Here is an 18650-nt window from a genome sequence, read left to right on the forward strand (position 1 = left end):
GTTTTCTCTATTGGTTTAATGCGGCCTGTGCTTTAATAGTACAGCACTCAAGACAGCAGTTCTACCTGTTAAATTTTTGTTTTATGCTTTTTTATTGCATAATATTTTACAATTTTTCGTAAATGATTTTACGGGTGTATTGCCTGATAAACGGGGTGTTTTTTCTCATAATTGAATGTTTTTTAAGGGGTTACTTTTTTTATTCGCGGTCAAATATATATAATTTATATCCATTATAAGCGATATTTTTGCAAAAATAATGCAATATTTTTGCAATATTATTTTTGTTAATGTTGTTTTTCTCTTAAAAATCCGATGTTTACTGGGTTTTCTTCCTTTTGGGTTGGGGTTTTGTAAAACGGGAAGCAGGATTGGTTTTTTTATGCTTTAAAAAAAGGTATTTTTGTAAGATGAAAATTGTACTTATTCAATCAGACCTATATTGGGAACAGCCTGATAAAAATCGAAATCATTTTGAGCGAAAAATCAATGGAATTGCGCATGCAGCTGACCTGATTGTGCTTCCCGAAATGTTTTCGACCGGATTTACTATGAATGCGAAAGCAGTCGCCGAAACGATGCAAGGCGAAACGGTGCACTGGATGCAAGCCTTAGCAAAGCAAAATAAATGTGCTATTACAGGAAGTTTGGTTATTGAAGAAAATGGGCAGTACTATAATAGAATGTTGTTTGTTTTTCCGGATGGAGAAATGCAGCAGTATGATAAACGCCATTTGTTTTCGCTGGCCGGAGAAAACCAATTTTATACCGGTGGAACCCAGAAAGTAATCGTCGAATATTTAGATTGGAAAATCTGTCTTCAGATTTGTTATGATTTGAGGTTTCCGGTTTTTGCTAGAAATGTAGAGAATTACGACCTGCTTTTATACGTTGCCAACTGGCCGAAAGTTCGTATAAATGCATGGGACGCTTTGCTGAAAGCGCGTGCAATCGAAAATCTAAGTTATGTAGTTGCGGTAAACAGAGTAGGCCTGGATGCTAATAAGTATGAGCATGTCGGTCACTCCCAAGTGATAGATTTTCTCGGGAATCCTGTTTTGGATCCTCAGGAAAAGGAAGGTGTTTTTGTGGTTGAAATCGATAAAAATACAATGCTGGAAACCCGTAAAAAACTCGATTTTTTAAGTGATAGAGATGATTTCACTATTACGATTTAATGAAATAAAGATTTAAAGAATTAGTCCAAAATTTTGATTTCTTTCTTTGAATTTTTAATGCGAACTACAATTTTTGTGTATGCCCATCCTGTTCCTTTTTTGAAGGCTGTGATATCCAGTTTACCTTTGGTTTTGGTGCCCTGTATTCTAACAGAAGAATGAACAGTACTATGGTCTTTAGAATACGAGGTGTTTCCTTCTAAAATGGCCAATTGGTCAAGAGGTGCTATAGTGCCGATAATTTTTAAAACTTCCTGATTCGTGTTGGCTTTTTGTATCGCATCTTCAAAAAGAGAATTATCGGAATAGGCCTGAACGATATCAGTTGTATTTCCTGCAATATTTGACGATAGAATAAATCCAAAGCTTAGGATCGATAGTAGGGTTAGTGGTAAAAACCATTTCCAGTTTCTGCTCCACCAGCTTTTTCTTAGGACTAATTCATTCTCTGTTTTTTCCATTTTTTAGTCTATTGTTGAATTTAGTTTAAAATTAGTGAAGTTTTAAGTTGAAGCAGGAATGAAAAACGTCTTAAATGATATTGAGGGATTCTCTTCGAAAGATCCGATTGATTCTAACGCAATTGCGATTTCTCTATAAAAAAAAAAATAAGCTCTCGAAATCTTTATTTTGAGAGCTCATTCTATTTTGATCGAATACTTTTATTGAACTAAAACTTAGAAGGCGGTCTTTTTCTTTTTTGCTTCTTCTTTTTTCTTTTTATCGTCGACTTTTTTCTCCAGTTCAGGATTGTACTGAATGCTTAAGTCAAAATCCTGTGACCAATCCCAGTTGCTTCTCACATCAAAAGCTTCCTGTAGATAATTGATTTCTTCAGGGTATTGTTTTTCCAGATAGTTTCCAGTGTCGTATATTTTATTTTTATTGTCATCATATATTACACGAATAGTAAATGAATCGGGCTCTATGTGATTAAATTCAAAATTGGTTTTGCTTTCAGAATATTCCGTCGCGATGATCTTATCTCCTTTTTTGTTTATCAATTCTACAATAATCGGAAAACGCTTTACATTTTGTAAATTCAATTTAAGATTGGCGTAATCTTCGTATTCTTTTGTGTTTAATTTATACGATAAAGTATCGTTCGTTTTTTCGTAAAAATCGGTCAAAGCTCCCGGGAAAAAGGTGAAATTGTACTTTTCCAGGGGTTCTCTCTTAAAATCTACATAGAGTTTCTGATCGAATTCATCGTATTCAGTAGTAAAATCAACTGCAACAGAATCCTTGTTGATCAATTTGATTTTAGATTTATCAAATTTTACCAAAGGTGTTTCGGTCTCTAAGGTAAATCGCTCAATGAAGTTGATTGTTCCGCTTTGTACCGCCTTTATGTTTAAGGTGTCTTTTTTCTGGTCTTTGATTTTAAAAGTGAATTTCTTCTTGTAATTTTCTCTTTCAATCTCCATCGATAAGGAGTCGGTTTTTATGGGCTTGTACCACACCTGTAAAGAATCCTTTTTAGGAAACTGTGTTACAATCGTCTCCAGAATTTCAGACTTATTTTTAAGTACAATTTTCGGCTTTTTATTTTTGAAATTCTGTTTTCCGTCGTAAGGGAGGTACAGTCTGTTTCCGGAAGCCTGTATCGGTTTTAAGGCTTTTAACGGAACGGTTTCTTTGAATAATTCCAGTTCAAAAACAGTATCGTTTGGTATTGTAATGTAGTTTTTCAGAAACCCGATTTTATCTTCTTTAGGGTTGAATTTGTTGTTGTTTCCCTTGTCTTTTAAAGCTACCAAAAGATATTTTCCGGCTTTTAGATTTTCTAATTTAAAAGTTCGTAAACTGTCCAGCGTGTTCGTGATGTATCTCGGATTTTGCTTGTAAATTACAGAGTCTTTAAAAGTATCGTTGACTTCGTAAAGCATTACAGAGACAAAGTTGTCGACGTTTTTCTCGTAGGCATCTTTGATTGTTCCGTTAATAGAAAGCGAATCGATATAACTGCCCGTAGAAAAAACGTACTTCAGCTGGTTGTATGGATTTCCTTCGTTGTTGTCTGTTATACTCTGTCCGAAATTTAAACTGTACGTGGTATTAGGTTGTAAGGTGTCTCTAAATTTTATGTTTATAAATTTACTGGCATTAGAGGGTGTGATTATCGGCTCTTGTTTCATTGGTGGCGAGATAATCAGCTGTTTGTTGACGTTTTTAAGTTTTATGTATTCGTCAAAAGTCAGGGTGATTTCCTTTCCTGTAAAATTAGTCGTAAAATTTTTCGGTGAGCTGTATTTTAAAACGGGAGCCAGGGTATCTTTTAATCCGCCCGTTATACTGCCTCTTTTGGCGCAACTCAACATTAAAAAGACTAATAAAAGTGAAATATATCTGAGGTTGTTTTTCAACATAACGTTTTTAAATTTGATTGCACAAAATAACGATTATATTTGCTTTAATTGAAATTTTTTATCCATTTATTAGGATTTCAGGCTTTTGTTTCCGCTGCTTTTTTATGCTTTCAAATAATGGATTTGATATAATTTCTTATTTTTGACATTAAATATAATTTTTCCAAGTTTTGATAAAAAAAGTTTTTTGGGGTATGTTGGTTTTTTTACTCTTCTCCTGCAGTAAAAATGATAAGCCGGCAATTGCCTTTTATTATTGGAAAACAATCTTCAAATTGTCTGAAACCGAAAAAGAGATCCTGGAAGAAAATAAGGTAACGAAGCTTTATATCCGTTATTTTGATATTGGTTTGCAACCTCAGACAAAGGAGCCAATTCCGATTAGTCCGATACGGTTTCAGGGAAATGTCGCTAATTTTAATGTTGTTCCGGTGATTTTTATTCAAAATAAAGTCATGTTGCAATCTAATTTAGATGTTGAAAATCTGGCCAAAAAAGCAGTTCAATTAGTAGAGGAGATCAGTACTGTAAATAAAATTGCCTTCCGGGAAGTCCAAATTGACTGTGATTGGTCTCTAAACAGCAAGGATAATTATTTGAAATTTGTGGAGCGTTTTAAAAAGCTTTCGCAGAAAAAACTTTCGGCAACGATTCGCTTGCATCAGGTTAAATATTTCAAAAAGACCAAAATTCCAAATGTCGATTCCGGTGTTTTGATGTATTACAATATGGGATCCATTGCCTCCGATTCGTTAAATTCTATTTACGATCAGAAAATTGCAGCGCGCTATCTTAAGAGTTTAAAAAAATATCCGTTGCATCTCGATTTTGCTTTACCTATATATTCGTGGGGAGTTCATATCAGAAATCAAAAAGTGATTGGATTGCGTTCTAAATTGAGTTTTAGCGAACTTCAAAAGGATGAGAATTTTGTGCAGACAAGTGCCTTTTTTTTCAAAGTAAAACAATCAAACTATAAAAATGGAGTTTTTTATGAAGAAAATGACCTGCTGAAAATCGAGGCCATTACTCCTGAAGATTTGAAACAAATGGCGAAGGAGTTGGGCGAAAGTACGGGGCAAGCGCCAAAAGAAATTATATTTTACGATTTAGACGAATTCAATTTAAAAAACTATGAAAAGAATATTTTTGAGCAAGTTGTTTCTTGTTTCTAGTGCCGCTTTGCTTTTTGCATACGGAATAATTTATGCCTGTGGAGGCGGAGACGATTGGGATTATTTTGGTTATAATTCGAATTTTACACCGGAGACGTTTGCAGATAAGTCCTATGCGCCGCTTTTTTTGTCGGGAGATTTCTTCTATGGAATCGGTTCTGATACCGAGCACAATTCGAGGTTTAATGACAATATTAAACTGGATTGGGAGAATTTTTTAAAGGGAAAGGCGGATGCTGCGACTGTGCGTTATTTTCTGATTGGTCCTGATGAAGAAAGGGCATATGAGGACCGAAATAAACCCTTGAAGAATAAAGTTGAAATTGAGCAGCTTCATGTTTTTTATAAAACGAAAAAAGAGAATAAGACTTCGCTTAAATGGGGAAAAGTAGTGAGTCTGAAAGAGGTTAAAATCAAAAGTTTTATTGAATTTTTGTATTTGGCACAAAAGATCGAAACGGTTTCTATCGGCGAGGATTATTGGAGTTATGACCCTGTTGTGGCTAAAACATTCAATGACAAGAAGATGATTCAGTCAATTGAAAATGTTTACAATATGACTTCAGATCCGTTTCTGAAAAACAGGTATTGGTTTCTTACTGTGAAAGCACGATTTTATAGTAATGACAAGCAAAAAGCAATTCAGTTTTTTAATAAAACGGAAGCTTCAGTTCCTAAAAACACCTTATATTACAGAGCTCTTTCGTATGTGGCAGGAATAAATTATCAGCAAAAAAAGTATGCGGTTTCAAATTATCTGTATGCGCAGGTTTTTGATAAATGTCCGGAGTTGCGAGTGGTTACGGCTTATTGTTTTCATCCGCAGAATGTTGCAGATTGGAATAAATCTTTAGCGATGGCTAAAAATAACAAAGAAAAAGCGGCACTTTGGGCTATTCACGGCTATTATAAAGATGAAAAACAGGCTATTGAAAAGATTTACGCATTAGATTCAAAAAGCGAACATCTGAATTATTTGTTAACACGATTGATTAATATTGAGGAGGGAAAAATAAATTATTCGTTTCAACAGAATATGGGGGATAATGTTCCGGCCAAATTGCAAACGGTTGCGGAGAATAGAGTAGAGAATTATGCTAAAATGGATCAAACTGCTTTTGATTTAACAGCAAAAATTGCGGCGGCAGGGAATACAGAGAAACCTTATTTGTGGGATATTGCGCTGGGCTATTTACAAACTTTGAAAGGAGATTTTGCCGGTGCGGATAAGAATTTTGACAAAGCGGCAAAAACACTTCCGAAGACAGAACTGGCAGGATATCAGTTGAGGTTGTTGCGTTTTGTGAATGCGCTGAGTAAAATTGATAAATTGACAGATCAAAATGAGAGAACGATTCTGGCTGATTTGAATTGGTTGTATCAGGAGCTTCCAAAAACATACAAGGGACAGGAGTTTCGTTATGAGAATGCAGTGTTATGGAGTAAAAATTATTTGGCAGCGCTTTACAAAGCAAAAGCAAACCCTGTAATGGCGGAAGTTTTCGGTACTTCTTCTTATGGTTATTGGAATTCGGGTAATGCTTTTTATGATAACGAAAAAGAGCTGTTGGAGATGAAGGCATTTCTGTCTAAATCCAATAAAACCGAAATAGAGAAAATTGGGGCTGGGATTTATGGCTTTAAATTAAAAGATATCAATAACTTTCAGGCTGTTCAGGCCACTTTTAAGAATAAAATTCCGGAGGCGATTGCTTTTATACAGCAAACGGACTCGGTGCAGTATCGTACCTTTTCAGGAAATCCGTTTAATGGAAATATAAAAGACTGTCATGATTGTGATCATGTGGCTTATCAAAAAAAGAAATATTCTCAGCTTGAATTCCTGAATACCATAAAAACCATGCAGGATAAACTGGCTCAGAAAGAAGATGTTTATACCAATAGTTTGTTACTTGGGAATGCTTTTTACAATATCACTCATTTTGGGAACGGAAGAAGTTTTTACGAAATCAATATTGTAGGCTACGGCTCGAGCCCCTATTCTTTTAGAAGTGCAATGAAAGGAATGATCACGGATTGTACTGTTTCAAAAATGTATTACCAAAAAGCCTTTGAAGCCGCGACAACAAAAGAACAAAAAGCAAAATGTGTCTATTTAATCTCCAAGTGTGAACGAAACGAATATTACAACAACAAATACAATAAGGTAAACAGTTGGTGGGAAGTGGAGGACGATAAGATTAATTTTATTGCCTGGAATGGATTTAAAACACTGAAGAAAGAGTATTCGGATACGAAGTATTATCAGGATGTGATTGCAGAATGTGGTTATTTTAATACGTATGTGAATCAATAATAAGGAGCAGGTTTAAATAATAGTAAAAGAAATGGTAAATAAAATAGAACATATCGGAATTGCAGTAAAAAACATGGAGGATGCCAATGTGTTGTTCGAAAAATTACTGGGCGTTCCGTCATACAAAATGGAATCGGTAGAGAGTGAAGGGGTTTTGACTTCTTTTTTTCAAACTGGAGTTAATAAAATTGAGCTTTTGACGGCCACAAATCCCGAAAGTCCAATTGCGAAGTTTTTAGAAAAAAAGGGAGAAGGGATTCATCACATCGCTTTTGATGTAGAAGACATTCACGCAGAAATAACACGACTGAAAGACGAAGGTTTTGTGTTGATTAATGAGGTACCGAAAAGAGGAGCGGATAATAAATTAGTAGTTTTTCTGCATCCAAAAAACACAAATGGGGTTTTGGTGGAGCTTTGTCAGGAAATAAGATAAAAAAATGTGTTTTTTTATTCCTGAATAAGCCATTGAAAATCAATTGTGTTCTGTGAAATAAGGGTGGCAGTTGCAAATTAAATAGAAAACATCTCTTAAAATATTTGGAGTGAACGAAAAATAGTAGTAATATTGCAACCTCAAACCGGTCCTATAGCTCAGCTGGTTAGAGCACCTGACTCATAATCAGGTGGTCCCTGGTTCGAGCCCAGGTGGGACCACTTTTAAAGTTCGTAAAGCCTTGATAATCGTGAGATTATTGAGGCTTTTTTTATTAGAGCTCAAACATATGCTCAAACTTCTTCGGAAAACCTTACCACCATTGACTTTGTTTGATTGTATGACTTCTCCAAATTTAATTTTGAAATGATATTGTTATTAGTAAATTACATAACTAATTTTACTATTTATCCTTTATATTACTTAGCCTAAAGAGATTGAAAATGTTTCCGTTTTTGTCAATCTATATATTTTATCTTTGAATTCACATTATAGATTTAACTAGTCCCACTAATAGAACTGATATATGAACAGAAATGACCGTACTTCTATCCAATTAACAGATTTATCTCTTGAATCAGTATCAAATGTGTTTAAATTCTTAGAAGAGTTTCTTAAAATTGATAATTTGGATTTAGATGTTTTTGAAAACAAAATAAGGAAATTCAATATATTGGAACAGTACTTTATTTGTGAATATGGAGCAGAATATTTTTCAGAGCAAAAACTTAAGCACTTATCAAAGCATGAATGGATTGATGATGAGGTATTTGGATTAATTCGTGAAAATAGTCGAAATTTTATTTTAGGCATTGAAGGAATGAGGAGGTCTTTACGACGATTAGCAGCAGTTTATAAACGTAAAAATATATTTTTCAAGGATTTGCCATTGTTATTTGAAGAAGATGCTATAGATCATAGACTACCTCTTTATTTTATTCCGCAAACATTAGAAAATTATGAAAAAAGAAGCAATGTTTTAGCAATAAATAAAACTACTTTTAAGAAAGAAGTTTATGATATTTTCATTGATATATTTTCTAAGAATGATATAGAATGGTTTTTTATTAATTCTTTCGACTTCAAGAATAATCCGTATCCAGTTTGCTTTCTTTACATAGAAGTTCACGATATGTCAGATTTTAACAACAGGATTCATCAGCTTTATATTAGCTATACTCAATATTATGAATCAGAAAAAAAGAAGTATGAGGATTATTATGCAGATTACATAAAACAACTAGAAAAAGGTGAAGTGAAAAAAGTTTCAACTACCGATAAAGGACTACTACTTATTGATATAGATAAAATAAAAATAACTGATATTCGTAAAAAATTCTACTCTAAGCCAAAAGAATCACTTAGTTTACCTAATGTTAGTAAAACAGATTTTACTAAAATTATGTTTAATAATTTCATTCACATAAGAGAAAAATATTATCGAAAAAAAATGGAAAACTCTGATTACCAGTTAAAAATATTCCTGAAATCAATCGAAAACAGTATTCGCCCAACGAATAACTTATAGGTGATGTGTAAAGCGTGTAAATTTTGTCGACATTTTACACATCATTAAATAAACCATTTTTCATTCTATAATTTCGCTTTGTAAAGTTGAAATTATATGGAAGACCAAGCACTTTTTAATCATTTTTTGAAACTCTTTTCGGAGTTAGAAAACCGTATAGCTGAGAAAGTTATTTCTCAACTATTAGAACATTCTAATGCACTTGTAGGGACGCCTGCGAACCGAGAAAATCTTTTGAAACCTGATGAATTGTGTGAGGCTCTTAGAATTTCTTCTTCTCAATTTTATAAGATAAAAAAAGCTCATAAAAACTTCCCCGTTTGTAATGTAGGAGGCGCTAAGCGTTATAAACTATCAGAAGTCGAGCAGTTTATCAAAAAATCTAAAATCTAAATTTATGGAAAGAGAAAAACCCGAAATAATACCGAAAATTATTTCGACACCATTTCGCAAAACTGCAAAAGGAAAAATATATGTAACAACTATGGATTTTATCAATTTTTTACAATTTCTGAATTTTTGTAAAGCCAAAATAAATGAAGCCTTTGAGTACATTCAAATTAAAGATAATATAGTGAAGATTGTTGATAAATCCTTTATGATTCAAACGTGTTTGGAATGGTTGGAAAATAGTTTTGAAAATTTTTCAGATCAAGGATTCACAATTAAAGATGTTCATGAAGCTTGGGTTTCTAGAATAAGAATTTTAATGGATGAAAAAACATTGTATTTTCTCCCCACAATTGAATTTAGTCCTCACTTTGATACTGAAAAAGAGTGTTTTCTATATTTTAAAAATACTGCGGTAAAAATAGATAAAGAAACAATTGTTTTAGTTGATTATCAGGATTTAAACGGTCATGTATTAGAGGAACAAATTATTGACCGAGATTTTGAGTTTCCAGAACAAACATCGTCCACTTTAATCTGCTTTTTTCAGCTATTTGTTAGGAATATTTCAAATCAACTGACCAATAGAATAAACGCTTTTGAATCCATTTTAGGCTACTTGATGCATCGTTTTCAGAACCCAGCAAAATCAAAAGCTGTTATACTTTTGGATGGTTCAATCAACGAATTAAATATTGTTTCAGGTGGTACTGGGAAGTCTCTTTTTGTAAAAGCATTAAGTTTTGTGCGAATTGTATGTGATATATCAGGTAAAGATTTTGATATTCGGAATATCTTTTCACTTCAAAGAGCAACTCCACAAACTAATATCGCTGCAATTAATGACGCTAAAGAAAACCAAAATTTTGAGTCGTTTTATGGGCGAATAACAGATGGTTTTACCATCAATAAAAAATACAAACCCGAGATTTATATTCCTTTCAATCGTGCTCCAAAGATGCTTATTACATCAAATTATATGCTGAGAGCTCCTTCGGGAAACAGTACTGAAAGAAGACGTTATGAGATAGAGTTTTCAGAACATTACGGAGAACATCTTACGGTTTATGAAGACTTTGGACACTATTTTTTTGATGATTGGGATAGGAATCAATGGAATGAGTTTTCTATGTATATGATGTGTTGTATTCAAAAATATCTCAATACAGGATTAATAGAAGCAAGTTCAATTAATTTAAAAGAGAGACGACTTATAAATGATGTCGGTATTGAATTGATAGAATTTTTAGATGAGGAATTACTTCGAACTAAAAGATTACATAAAAAGGAATTGTTTCAGACTTTTATCAGAGGTGGTTATGTTTCATACAAATATCTACCAACACAAAAAACATTTACCACTCGAATCAAAAAGTATTTCGAATATAAAGAGATTAATTACATAGAAACTCCAAGCAACAGTAAAGTATATTTTGAAGTAGTAGAAGAATCCTCTCTTGCAAGTTATACAACGATTAAAGATGTTACGACAGATTATAGAATTGTTGATACTGCTAATAAAATGACTCGATTAGTAAAAGAACTTAAAAAGCATTTTAGCGAAAACCCTAATGGAGTTTTAGCACTAGATTTAGAAACTACAGGACTTGACGCTCATAATGAAAAAATTGTTTGCATGGCATTGACTTTTAAAGAACGTAGAGGTTACAATATTATTTTTCCAAAACACAGAACAAAAGTCAATGATTTTATCAAACCGATATTTCATTTTTTGGAAAATGAAAATATCATAAAGGTATTTCATAATGCAAAATTTGATCTCAAATTTTTGCAATTATATGAAATTGCAATTGGCGGGACTATCAAGGACACCATAATTATGGATTATTTATTAGACCCAAACCGTAAAACGCATGGCTTAAAAGAAATATCAAAATTACACCTGAATTACGCACAGGTCGATTATCAAGAATTAACCAAAGGAAAATCAATTAGAGAAGTTCCTCCAGAAGAATTAACGCAATACGCTTGTGAGGACACAGACCAAACTTTTCAACTATATCATTATATCAATAACGAATTAAAATCTAAATTATGAACGATACAATTATCAATATAGAACATCAATTAATACCTGTTCTCGTTAAAATGGAATTGGAGGGAGTAAAAATTGATGTAAAAAAATTATCGAATGTAGAACTTGAATTAAACGAGTTAAGTAATTCTACCAAAATGCAAATTCAACAACTATCCAATTCAGAGGTTAATTTAAAAAGTTCCGAACAAGTGAGTCAACTGCTTTTTGAGGATTTAAAAATACAGCCTAAAATAAGTAAAAAATCAAAAAGCGACTATTATTCTGTGGATAAATCGCACTTAAATAAGTTGCTTAAAGACCATGAAATAATTCCATTGTTGTTGGATTATAGAAAAATAACAAGTCTATTGCAATTCTGTGATCAATTAAAAGAAGTCAATTCTAAAACCAAACGGTTACACGGCAATTTTAATCAAATTGGAACAGCAACAGGTCGATTTAGTTGTAGTAAACCAAATTTACAAAACATTCCAAATGTAAAGGTAAAAGCAGAAGAAAAAAATAGACTGAAAGTACTTGAATCTAAATTTAGAGAGGTTTTTATCCCTGAAAATGATTGTCAGTTTGTTGGAGCAGATTATTCTCAAATTGAACTTCGAGCAGCCGCAGAAATGAGCCAAGATCCTTTTTTGTTGAAAGCCTATAATGAAGACTTAGATATTCACATACTTACGGCAAGTGAGATTTTCAAAGTAAAATTTAATGAGGTTAGCAATGAACAACGCTCCATTGCAAAGTCAATTAATTTCGGATTAATTTATGGAAAAACAGCAAATGGACTCGCAGAATCATTGACTGAAATTACAAAAAAATCACATTCTGTGGAACAGGCTCAAAAAGTAATGGATGACTATTTTAAACGTTTTAGTGGAGTGAAATCTTTCTTAGATGGATTAATTGTTTTTGCTGATAAGTATGGTTATTCCAAAACACTTTACGGAAGAAAAAGACCAATTCCTGAGTTAAGTTCTTCAAAAATGTCGGAAAGAGAAAAAGGAAAACGTCTTGCAATGAATTCTCCTATTCAAGGTAGTGCCGCTGATATTATTAAAATGGCGATGATAGCTTGTGATAGAGCAATCATAGAAAAGAACCTCAAATCAAAATTAGTACTCCAAGTTCACGATGAATTATTATTTGAAGTTCCTGACGATGAGGTTTCAATAATGGAAAAATTAGTAAAAAACGAGATGGAGAATGCAGTAAAACTATCAATTCCTTTGAAAGTAGAACTCTCAATTGGTAAAAATTGGGCGATGGCTCATTAATATAAAAACAATAATAATAGTAACTCTTTAAAATTCAATATTATGAAAAAGGCAGAAACAAAAAACAATTCCATTTTAACTAAAGAATCTCATTTGCCAAAATTTAAGACAATTGGAGATGAGCTTATTGTTTTCAGTATAAGGTTGACAGTTGAAAATGTAGAGAAAGAAAGTGTTTGTCTACAAAATTTGGTAAAAAACCATTCTGAAAAAGAGCAATTTATACTTAATCCCAAATTATATGAGTCGGATGATTTAAAGCTAGAATTTTCAAATAAAAATGCAAAAATTGATATGAGAATGCCTAAACTGGTCTTCGATACTGTGGATCATAATTCTGAAGACAACCCTTGGATACAGTTAAGAAATTCAATAAAAGAGATGTTAAATATTGACATCTCTAATGCAAAAGTAGAAAAATTAAATTTTATGTTGCCTGAATCAGCGATAGTGAAAAAACTGTTTGAGTATAAATTTGGAATTGACGGATTTTCTTTAAAACAGGCTAGTCAACGGTATAGAAAATTTATAAGAAACGACAAAGAATTGGAATACATAATAATGTCTAGTTATACTCACAGTAAAAATATTATTAATGAGGAAATTATATTGAAAAAAAATCACACCTTTTTAAAATCTTGTCCTTATTCTGATTTTATGAATTCTAATGTGGAAGATAAGATGCGAGAAATTACTTTTGAATGTAGAAAGAACTTAAAAACAAAAGATTAATTAATAATTCTAACTTTTATCTGTATGAAATTCAGCTTAATTCTTGCGTAGGTTAGGCTGATATTTCCCGATATTAAAACAATAATATTATGAACACAAAATTATACAAAACACAGATTGATTATATTTCTTTAAAAGTAGATTCTGTAGATGCTCAACAAATCAATTGGAATCACCTTATTCCGCATCCAACTTTAAGAAAGCAATACGTTTTAGTTCCAAACATCATCAAAGAAGCCAAAAACTTTAGATTATATGCAAAAAGCAACGGAGATGTCATCATTAGCCTTAGCATTCCTTATTTTCTGTTTGGATATAACTACAGAAGTGTAGGGCAGGAAGAACTTACAGGCTTTTATGCTGAAATAAAATCCATTATAGGAATTGATATAAAAAAAGCAGAAATTCTCGAGTTTGAATACGGAGGATTTGAAGATGTTAATGAAAACCCCGAAGAACAAATACAAAAAATTATAGGGATGAGAGATTCTGACTTGGTATATTCCAAACCACAGATAAAAATATATGCTCAACAAAATAATGGTATTTTCTTCAAAATATACGATGCCGTTTATAATGCCAAACTGAAAAAAACGTATTCTCCTGAACGTTTTCCAAAAAGCAATGTTGTTAAATATGAGATAAAAATAACTAATCCAAAACAAATTTTTAAAAGGAATGTAGTATTTGAGGATTTACTTGTAGAACCTAGCCGGGAATCCGTTTTACTCTTCTGTATGCAATTCTTATCCAAAACAAAAAGTTTATTAATTCTACAAGATGATACAAAGGTTCTCCCTAAAAAATATGATTTGATTAATATTTTGTACGCCGAATTGAAAAATTTAGAAAAAGCAAAAGGAAATTCTAATGTAATCCATAAAGAACTTATAGAGATTATCAATTCAAGCCCTTTGTCTTCTTCTCAAAAAAGCAAAAGACGTAAAGCCATTGGCGATCTTGATTCTTTATATTGTGATTTACCTTTTTAAGCAAAACTAATTTTACCCCTTATGGCTAATTCATGTTGAAATAAGGGGTAATGTTATCTCAAATAAATCATAAAAATATGGCAACATTAAAATTTGTACTGAATAAATCGCAACATCAACGAAAAATAAAAAGTAAGGAGTCTATGTTGATGTTGAGGTACACGCACAAAAAGGAGGTTACTTACTTTACAGCTCATAAAAACATTGATGAGAAGTATTGGGATGATAAGGCTCAACAAGTAAAAAGGAGTTATTCTGGATCGGACCGTTTCAATATATACATCAAAACAATTAAACAAAAAGTAGAAGACATTGTTAACGGATTACTTATTTCAGGAGAAGACCCAACAAAAGACTATGTTAAAAGACTTTACAGTAATGGTAAAGAATTACAAGAAAAGAAGAATCAATATAGTTTCTTTGAATACACAGAAGTGTATTTAGAAATCAGTAAGAAGCATAAGAGTTTGGGGACTATTAAAGCTTATAAAACATCTTTGAATCAGCTAAAAAAGTATGAGAAGTATGCAAAGGTAAAATTAGATTGGCATAATATCGATATGAATTTCTATTATGATTTTTTAGATTTTTATACTGGAGTTCAAGGATTAACTAACAATGGATTTGGAAAGGTTATAAAAATAATTAAAGTAATTTTAAATGATGCAACTGAAAAAGGATTCAACTCGAATAACGCTTTTCATCATAAAAACTTTAAAACAATAAAAGAAGAAGTAAACAATATTTATTTATCTGAGGAAGAACTTGAGGCAATAATAAATTTAGATTTAAAGAAAAGCGCTGTTTTAGAACGAGTTAGAGACTTATTTGTTTTTGGTTGTTATACAGGACTTCGATTCAGTGATTTTAGTCAAGTTAAACCTGAACATATTGCAGATAATAAACTTAGAATAAAGACAATAAAGACAGATGAGTGGGTGACTATTCCTTTACTGGATCAAGTGAAAGTCATCATGGAAAAATATAAAGACCAACCTAATAGTTTGCCTAAATCCTGTGTTAATCAAACTATGAATAGACATCTTAAAGAGATAGGAAGTTTAGTAGGAATTGATGAAAAGGTTTTGAAAATAAGAAACAAGGGCAAAGAGAGAATTGAAGAGTCGTATTCCAAATGGGAATTGATATGTACTCATACTGCAAGACGTTCTTTTGCTACTAATATGTTTAAGAGAGGTGTTCCAACTAGAGTAATTATGCAAATAACAGGACATCGTACAGAAAAAGCATTTTCAAGTTATATAAAAATATCTCAGGAAGAAAACGCTGATTTGATGTTGAAATACCTTGATAAATCAGCATAAATAAAGTTTCTTTCAGTGTCTTTTTGATTAAGAGGAAGGCACTCAAAGAAACATCAGCTTAATTAATTTCAAGCCTAAAAAGAAATACGACATAACCTCTTGAAAGCATAACTTATAAGTTGGTTTTTAAATACTTTACAAGGTAAATGTCCTCTCTTTTACATAAACTAAACAACATTTTACAAGTGTATTTTTTTTTTCAAAAAATACCAAATACCCCAGAACAACCTCATTGCGTAGCAAAATGAGTAGTTGTTCTGCAATTTTACACATCTTAATTCTCTTTTTATCTAACTCTTTAATTAATTCTATTTAATTATAAGTGCCAAATTGGTGAATTTGAAATGCAAAATAGGTGAGTTTGAAGTGCAAAATTAGGTGTAATGAGATGCAAAATGGTGATAAAAATAGGAATTTGACCGCTGTAAAAAATAAAATAAAATGACTACTGAGAATAGGTTACCACTTATAATTAAAATTCCATATAAAATTCTGCTGAACAATGAATTGTCATTAAACGACAAATTAATTTTAGGATTGGATTATACGTATAGTTTAAAGATCAGAAGTAATACAATGAATAATATTCAAGTTGGTAAGTTGCTCCAGCTTCATAGTAATATTGTAGGAGACTGCCGAAAAAAACTAGTTGCACAAGGATATTTATCCAAAGAGAAACAAACGTATTTTTTAACCACTAAGTTTGATGAGTTTTCAACCACATTTGAAGATAAAAGAACTATTTATATCCTTTCTGGAATTTATAACAATCCAAAATTACGAACTGGAGAAAAACTACTTTGGGGGGAATATAATTCTATGAGTAAAGGAGATAAAACATATTTCGCTTCACGAGAACATACCGCACAAAGATTAAATGTTAGTAAAGAAAGTATAACAAATTGGACAAATTTACTACAACAAAAAAATCTAATTACACTACAGTATAACATTGGTTACTGTACAAATCAAAGACTAATTACTACTTGCAAGTTTGACTTGTAGTTGATTTGAAGTGCACAATTGGTGCTTTAAGGTCTTATTTATATTTAGAGAAAATTTATTTGTCCTCGAGAGGACTTTGTGGTAAAAAATCTTTAGGAGAACATTCAAATATCTCTGCTAATTTGTTGATGTGTGAAAGATTATATTTTGCTCTAAACTTTGAACTTTCCACATTTCCTATAAAACCAATTGACAAGTTTAAAGCATAAGACAACTCTTTTTGAGAAATTTTCTTTTCTATCCGCATTCTTCTAACTGTATCAATTATATATTGTTCTATCGGTTCTATATTCGAATTGTCCATAAACTTGCATTTGGACAAAGTGAGTTAATGCCGAAAAATATTGCACTTGCACCTGTGTAAGTATTTAAAAAATGTTGATATTTGTGATAAGAATTTTCTAAAACCTAAAGTGAAAATCTTAACAATTATTAATCAATAATCTTTGAAAATGAAATCAACTTTTTTTTGCATCATAGTCACAGTAATATGTTTATCATGTAATTCCATAACTAATAAAGAGCTCCCCGAAAATAAAAATGAAGACGGGACTGATATGTTTATTTGTACTGAAAATATATTTAGTGACTTTGTTGTGTTGAGTTCCTCACTTGATAAAATGCAAAAGCCTCGTACGGCAACTCATGTCTTTAAAGGCATACTAAAAAATAATACACAAAACATTTATAAAAAAGTAACATTAACAGCTGAGTTGATAATTGTTCTAGAGAATGGAAATGAATTAACATGTAGTGATATTAATTACACAAAGAATTTATTAGGAGATGGTATTACACCACAATTTAGAAGCAATTGGAAGCCCAATGAGGAATGGATTATAGATAAAATAAAAACATGTACTTTTCCTGTTGAGTATCTCGACTATCCAGTTAAGGAGGTTTACACGCAATATTATTTTAAATTAACAGATCAAGTTAATAATACAGAAACAGAAATAATGGCATCTCAGAGAGATGTAACCGAAAAGTGGTTTAATGCTAAATCTAAAGTGATAAATAATAGTGTAGATTGTAGTGATAATTCTTTTGAATTTGGAAAATTTATGAGAAATAAAATTTAAGATAAGTATACTCACTTCATACCAGAATTAATAAAAAGGGTAAGAGTGAACTTACCTCTCTATTTTATTATATTAACCACAACAATCTAAGCGTGATGTTAAAGTTAAAATGATGCTTTTTACTAAAGAACAAGGTGTTAGTAACTTGTTAGTCGGAATATATAAATCAAAGCCTCTATTAATTTAGAAGCTTTTTGAACTTACAAAAAAACTAAAAACGAAACCTCTTTAATTAGAGGTTTTTTATTAGTTAAATATATAATTCAATTACACAGAATTATTTAAGATTAAGATCTTTATATAGAATGTCAATTACTCTTTTAACTTCAACTGCCATATCTATATAAGGATTAATATTTTCAAAATCCTGCTTCTGAAAATTGCAAAAGAAATTAATCTTGGTAACCAAATCCATTACTGATTTTCTACTTTCCTCATTAAGATATATACTGTTACGTACAAGAGCATTATTTAATAGGCTAAGAGTTTCAACTGAACCTTTTGCATCGGAATTTCTTTCAAGAAATGGATTATTATAAATATTCGGTTCTAATTCAAATCTAAAATCAATAAGTATATTGTGTAACTCATTAAATGCTCGAATTTTGTTTTGATATAGAATCTCTATACGTTTTGAGCGATTTGAAAGCTTATGAGTTACAACACCTACTATTATTCCACTAATAATTGGAGAAAATATAGCTAGCCATTTGAAAATTTCTAGATTGTTCATTGGTTTGGTTTTAACAAATCTAACAATAAAGCCTTTCACAAGCTAATAGATTAAACTAAAA

17 protein-coding genes and 1 tRNA gene are annotated in these 18650 nt (G+C 31.5%); 14 read left to right on the forward strand and 4 right to left on the reverse strand.

From position 1 onward, the window contains the following. The first annotated feature begins 410 nt into the window (after positions 1 to 410). Positions 411 to 1178 (forward strand): nitrilase family protein, encoded by a 768-nt coding sequence (locus AB674_RS11695; protein ID WP_047776782.1) that lies wholly within the window; start codon positions 411 to 413, stop codon positions 1176 to 1178. A 20-nt stretch (positions 1179 to 1198) separates the two neighbouring features. On the opposite strand, the gene AB674_RS11700 is transcribed toward AB674_RS11695, so the two are convergent. Beyond that, positions 1199 to 1639, reverse strand: a complete 441-nt coding sequence (locus AB674_RS11700; protein ID WP_047776783.1) for a cytochrome c oxidase assembly factor Coa1 family protein — start codon at positions 1637 to 1639, stop codon at positions 1199 to 1201. A 216-nt stretch (positions 1640 to 1855) separates the two neighbouring features. Next, entirely contained in the window at positions 1856 to 3547 is a 1692-nt protein-coding gene (locus AB674_RS11705; RefSeq protein WP_047776785.1) for an Ig-like domain-containing protein, read from the reverse strand. A 194-nt stretch (positions 3548 to 3741) separates the two neighbouring features. Between AB674_RS11705 and AB674_RS11710 the strand changes: the two genes are divergently transcribed. The 12 genes from AB674_RS11710 to AB674_RS11760 all read left to right on the forward strand — a co-directional run bounded on the left by AB674_RS11710 (position 3742) and on the right by AB674_RS11760 (position 16774). After that, on the forward strand, positions 3742 to 4722 hold the full coding sequence (locus AB674_RS11710) for a hypothetical protein (RefSeq protein WP_240478085.1): 981 nt from the start codon (positions 3742 to 3744) through the stop codon (positions 4720 to 4722). Further along, positions 4682 to 7039: a hypothetical protein gene (locus tag AB674_RS11715; RefSeq protein ID WP_047776786.1), complete on the forward strand. Its 2358-nt coding sequence runs from the start codon at positions 4682 to 4684 to the stop codon at positions 7037 to 7039. Before AB674_RS11710 ends, AB674_RS11715 begins: the two co-directional genes overlap by 41 nt. Positions 7040 to 7070: 31 nt before the next feature. Continuing rightward, complete coding sequence (mce, locus tag AB674_RS11720) at positions 7071 to 7475, forward strand: methylmalonyl-CoA epimerase (protein ID WP_047776788.1); 405 nt, start codon at positions 7071 to 7073, stop codon at positions 7473 to 7475. A 147-nt stretch (positions 7476 to 7622) separates the two neighbouring features. Continuing rightward, positions 7623 to 7696, forward strand: a tRNA-Ile gene (locus AB674_RS11725). 305 nt (positions 7697 to 8001) lie between these two features. Next, positions 8002 to 9003, forward strand: coding sequence for a hypothetical protein (locus AB674_RS11730; protein WP_047776789.1), 1002 nt, complete (start codon positions 8002 to 8004; stop codon positions 9001 to 9003). Positions 9004 to 9099: 96 nt separating this feature from the next. Further along, positions 9100 to 9396, forward strand: coding sequence for a helix-turn-helix domain-containing protein (locus AB674_RS11735; protein ID WP_047776791.1), 297 nt, complete (start codon positions 9100 to 9102; stop codon positions 9394 to 9396). Between the two features lie 4 nt (positions 9397 to 9400). Beyond that, positions 9401 to 11452, forward strand: a complete 2052-nt coding sequence (locus AB674_RS21870) for a ribonuclease H-like domain-containing protein (protein ID WP_053004250.1) — start codon at positions 9401 to 9403, stop codon at positions 11450 to 11452. Continuing rightward, positions 11449 to 12720, forward strand: a complete 1272-nt coding sequence (locus tag AB674_RS11740; RefSeq protein ID WP_053004251.1) for a DNA polymerase — start codon at positions 11449 to 11451, stop codon at positions 12718 to 12720. The genes AB674_RS21870 and AB674_RS11740 overlap by 4 nt, the downstream gene beginning before the upstream one ends. A 42-nt stretch (positions 12721 to 12762) precedes the next feature. Further along, entirely contained in the window at positions 12763 to 13452 is a 690-nt protein-coding gene (locus AB674_RS11745) for a hypothetical protein (protein WP_047776793.1), read from the forward strand. 89 nt (positions 13453 to 13541) lie between these two features. Next, positions 13542 to 14444 carry a hypothetical protein gene (locus AB674_RS11750; RefSeq protein WP_047776795.1) on the forward strand — a complete coding sequence of 301 codons (903 nt, stop codon included), beginning with the start codon at positions 13542 to 13544 and terminating at the stop codon, positions 14442 to 14444. 77 nt (positions 14445 to 14521) lie between these two features. Then, positions 14522 to 15769, forward strand: coding sequence for a site-specific integrase (locus tag AB674_RS11755; protein WP_165579374.1), 1248 nt, complete (start codon positions 14522 to 14524; stop codon positions 15767 to 15769). A gap of 441 nt (positions 15770 to 16210) precedes the next feature. Next, a complete protein-coding gene (locus AB674_RS11760) occupies positions 16211 to 16774 on the forward strand; it encodes a hypothetical protein (RefSeq protein ID WP_047776798.1) in 564 nt (187 codons plus the stop codon). 55 nt (positions 16775 to 16829) lie between these two features. Here AB674_RS11760 and AB674_RS11765 read toward each other — a convergent pair whose 3' ends face one another. Next, the gene (locus AB674_RS11765; protein WP_047776800.1) at positions 16830 to 17078 is read right to left on the reverse strand and encodes a helix-turn-helix domain-containing protein; all 249 of its coding nucleotides are present in this window, start codon (positions 17076 to 17078) and stop codon (positions 16830 to 16832) included. A 148-nt stretch (positions 17079 to 17226) separates the two neighbouring features. On the opposite strand from AB674_RS11765, the gene AB674_RS11770 reads away from it, so the two are divergent. Then, positions 17227 to 17856 (forward strand): hypothetical protein, encoded by a 630-nt coding sequence (locus AB674_RS11770; RefSeq protein WP_047776801.1) that lies wholly within the window; start codon positions 17227 to 17229, stop codon positions 17854 to 17856. Between the two features lie 277 nt (positions 17857 to 18133). Here the strand turns inward: AB674_RS11770 and AB674_RS11775 are convergent, their stop codons facing one another. Further along, on the reverse strand, positions 18134 to 18589 hold the full coding sequence (locus tag AB674_RS11775) for a hypothetical protein (RefSeq protein WP_047776802.1): 456 nt from the start codon (positions 18587 to 18589) through the stop codon (positions 18134 to 18136). Between the last annotated feature and the right edge of the window lie 61 nt (positions 18590 to 18650).

Source organism: Flavobacterium sp. ABG (assembly GCF_001027725.1).
Taxonomy (GTDB): domain Bacteria; phylum Bacteroidota; class Bacteroidia; order Flavobacteriales; family Flavobacteriaceae; genus Flavobacterium; species Flavobacterium cupriresistens.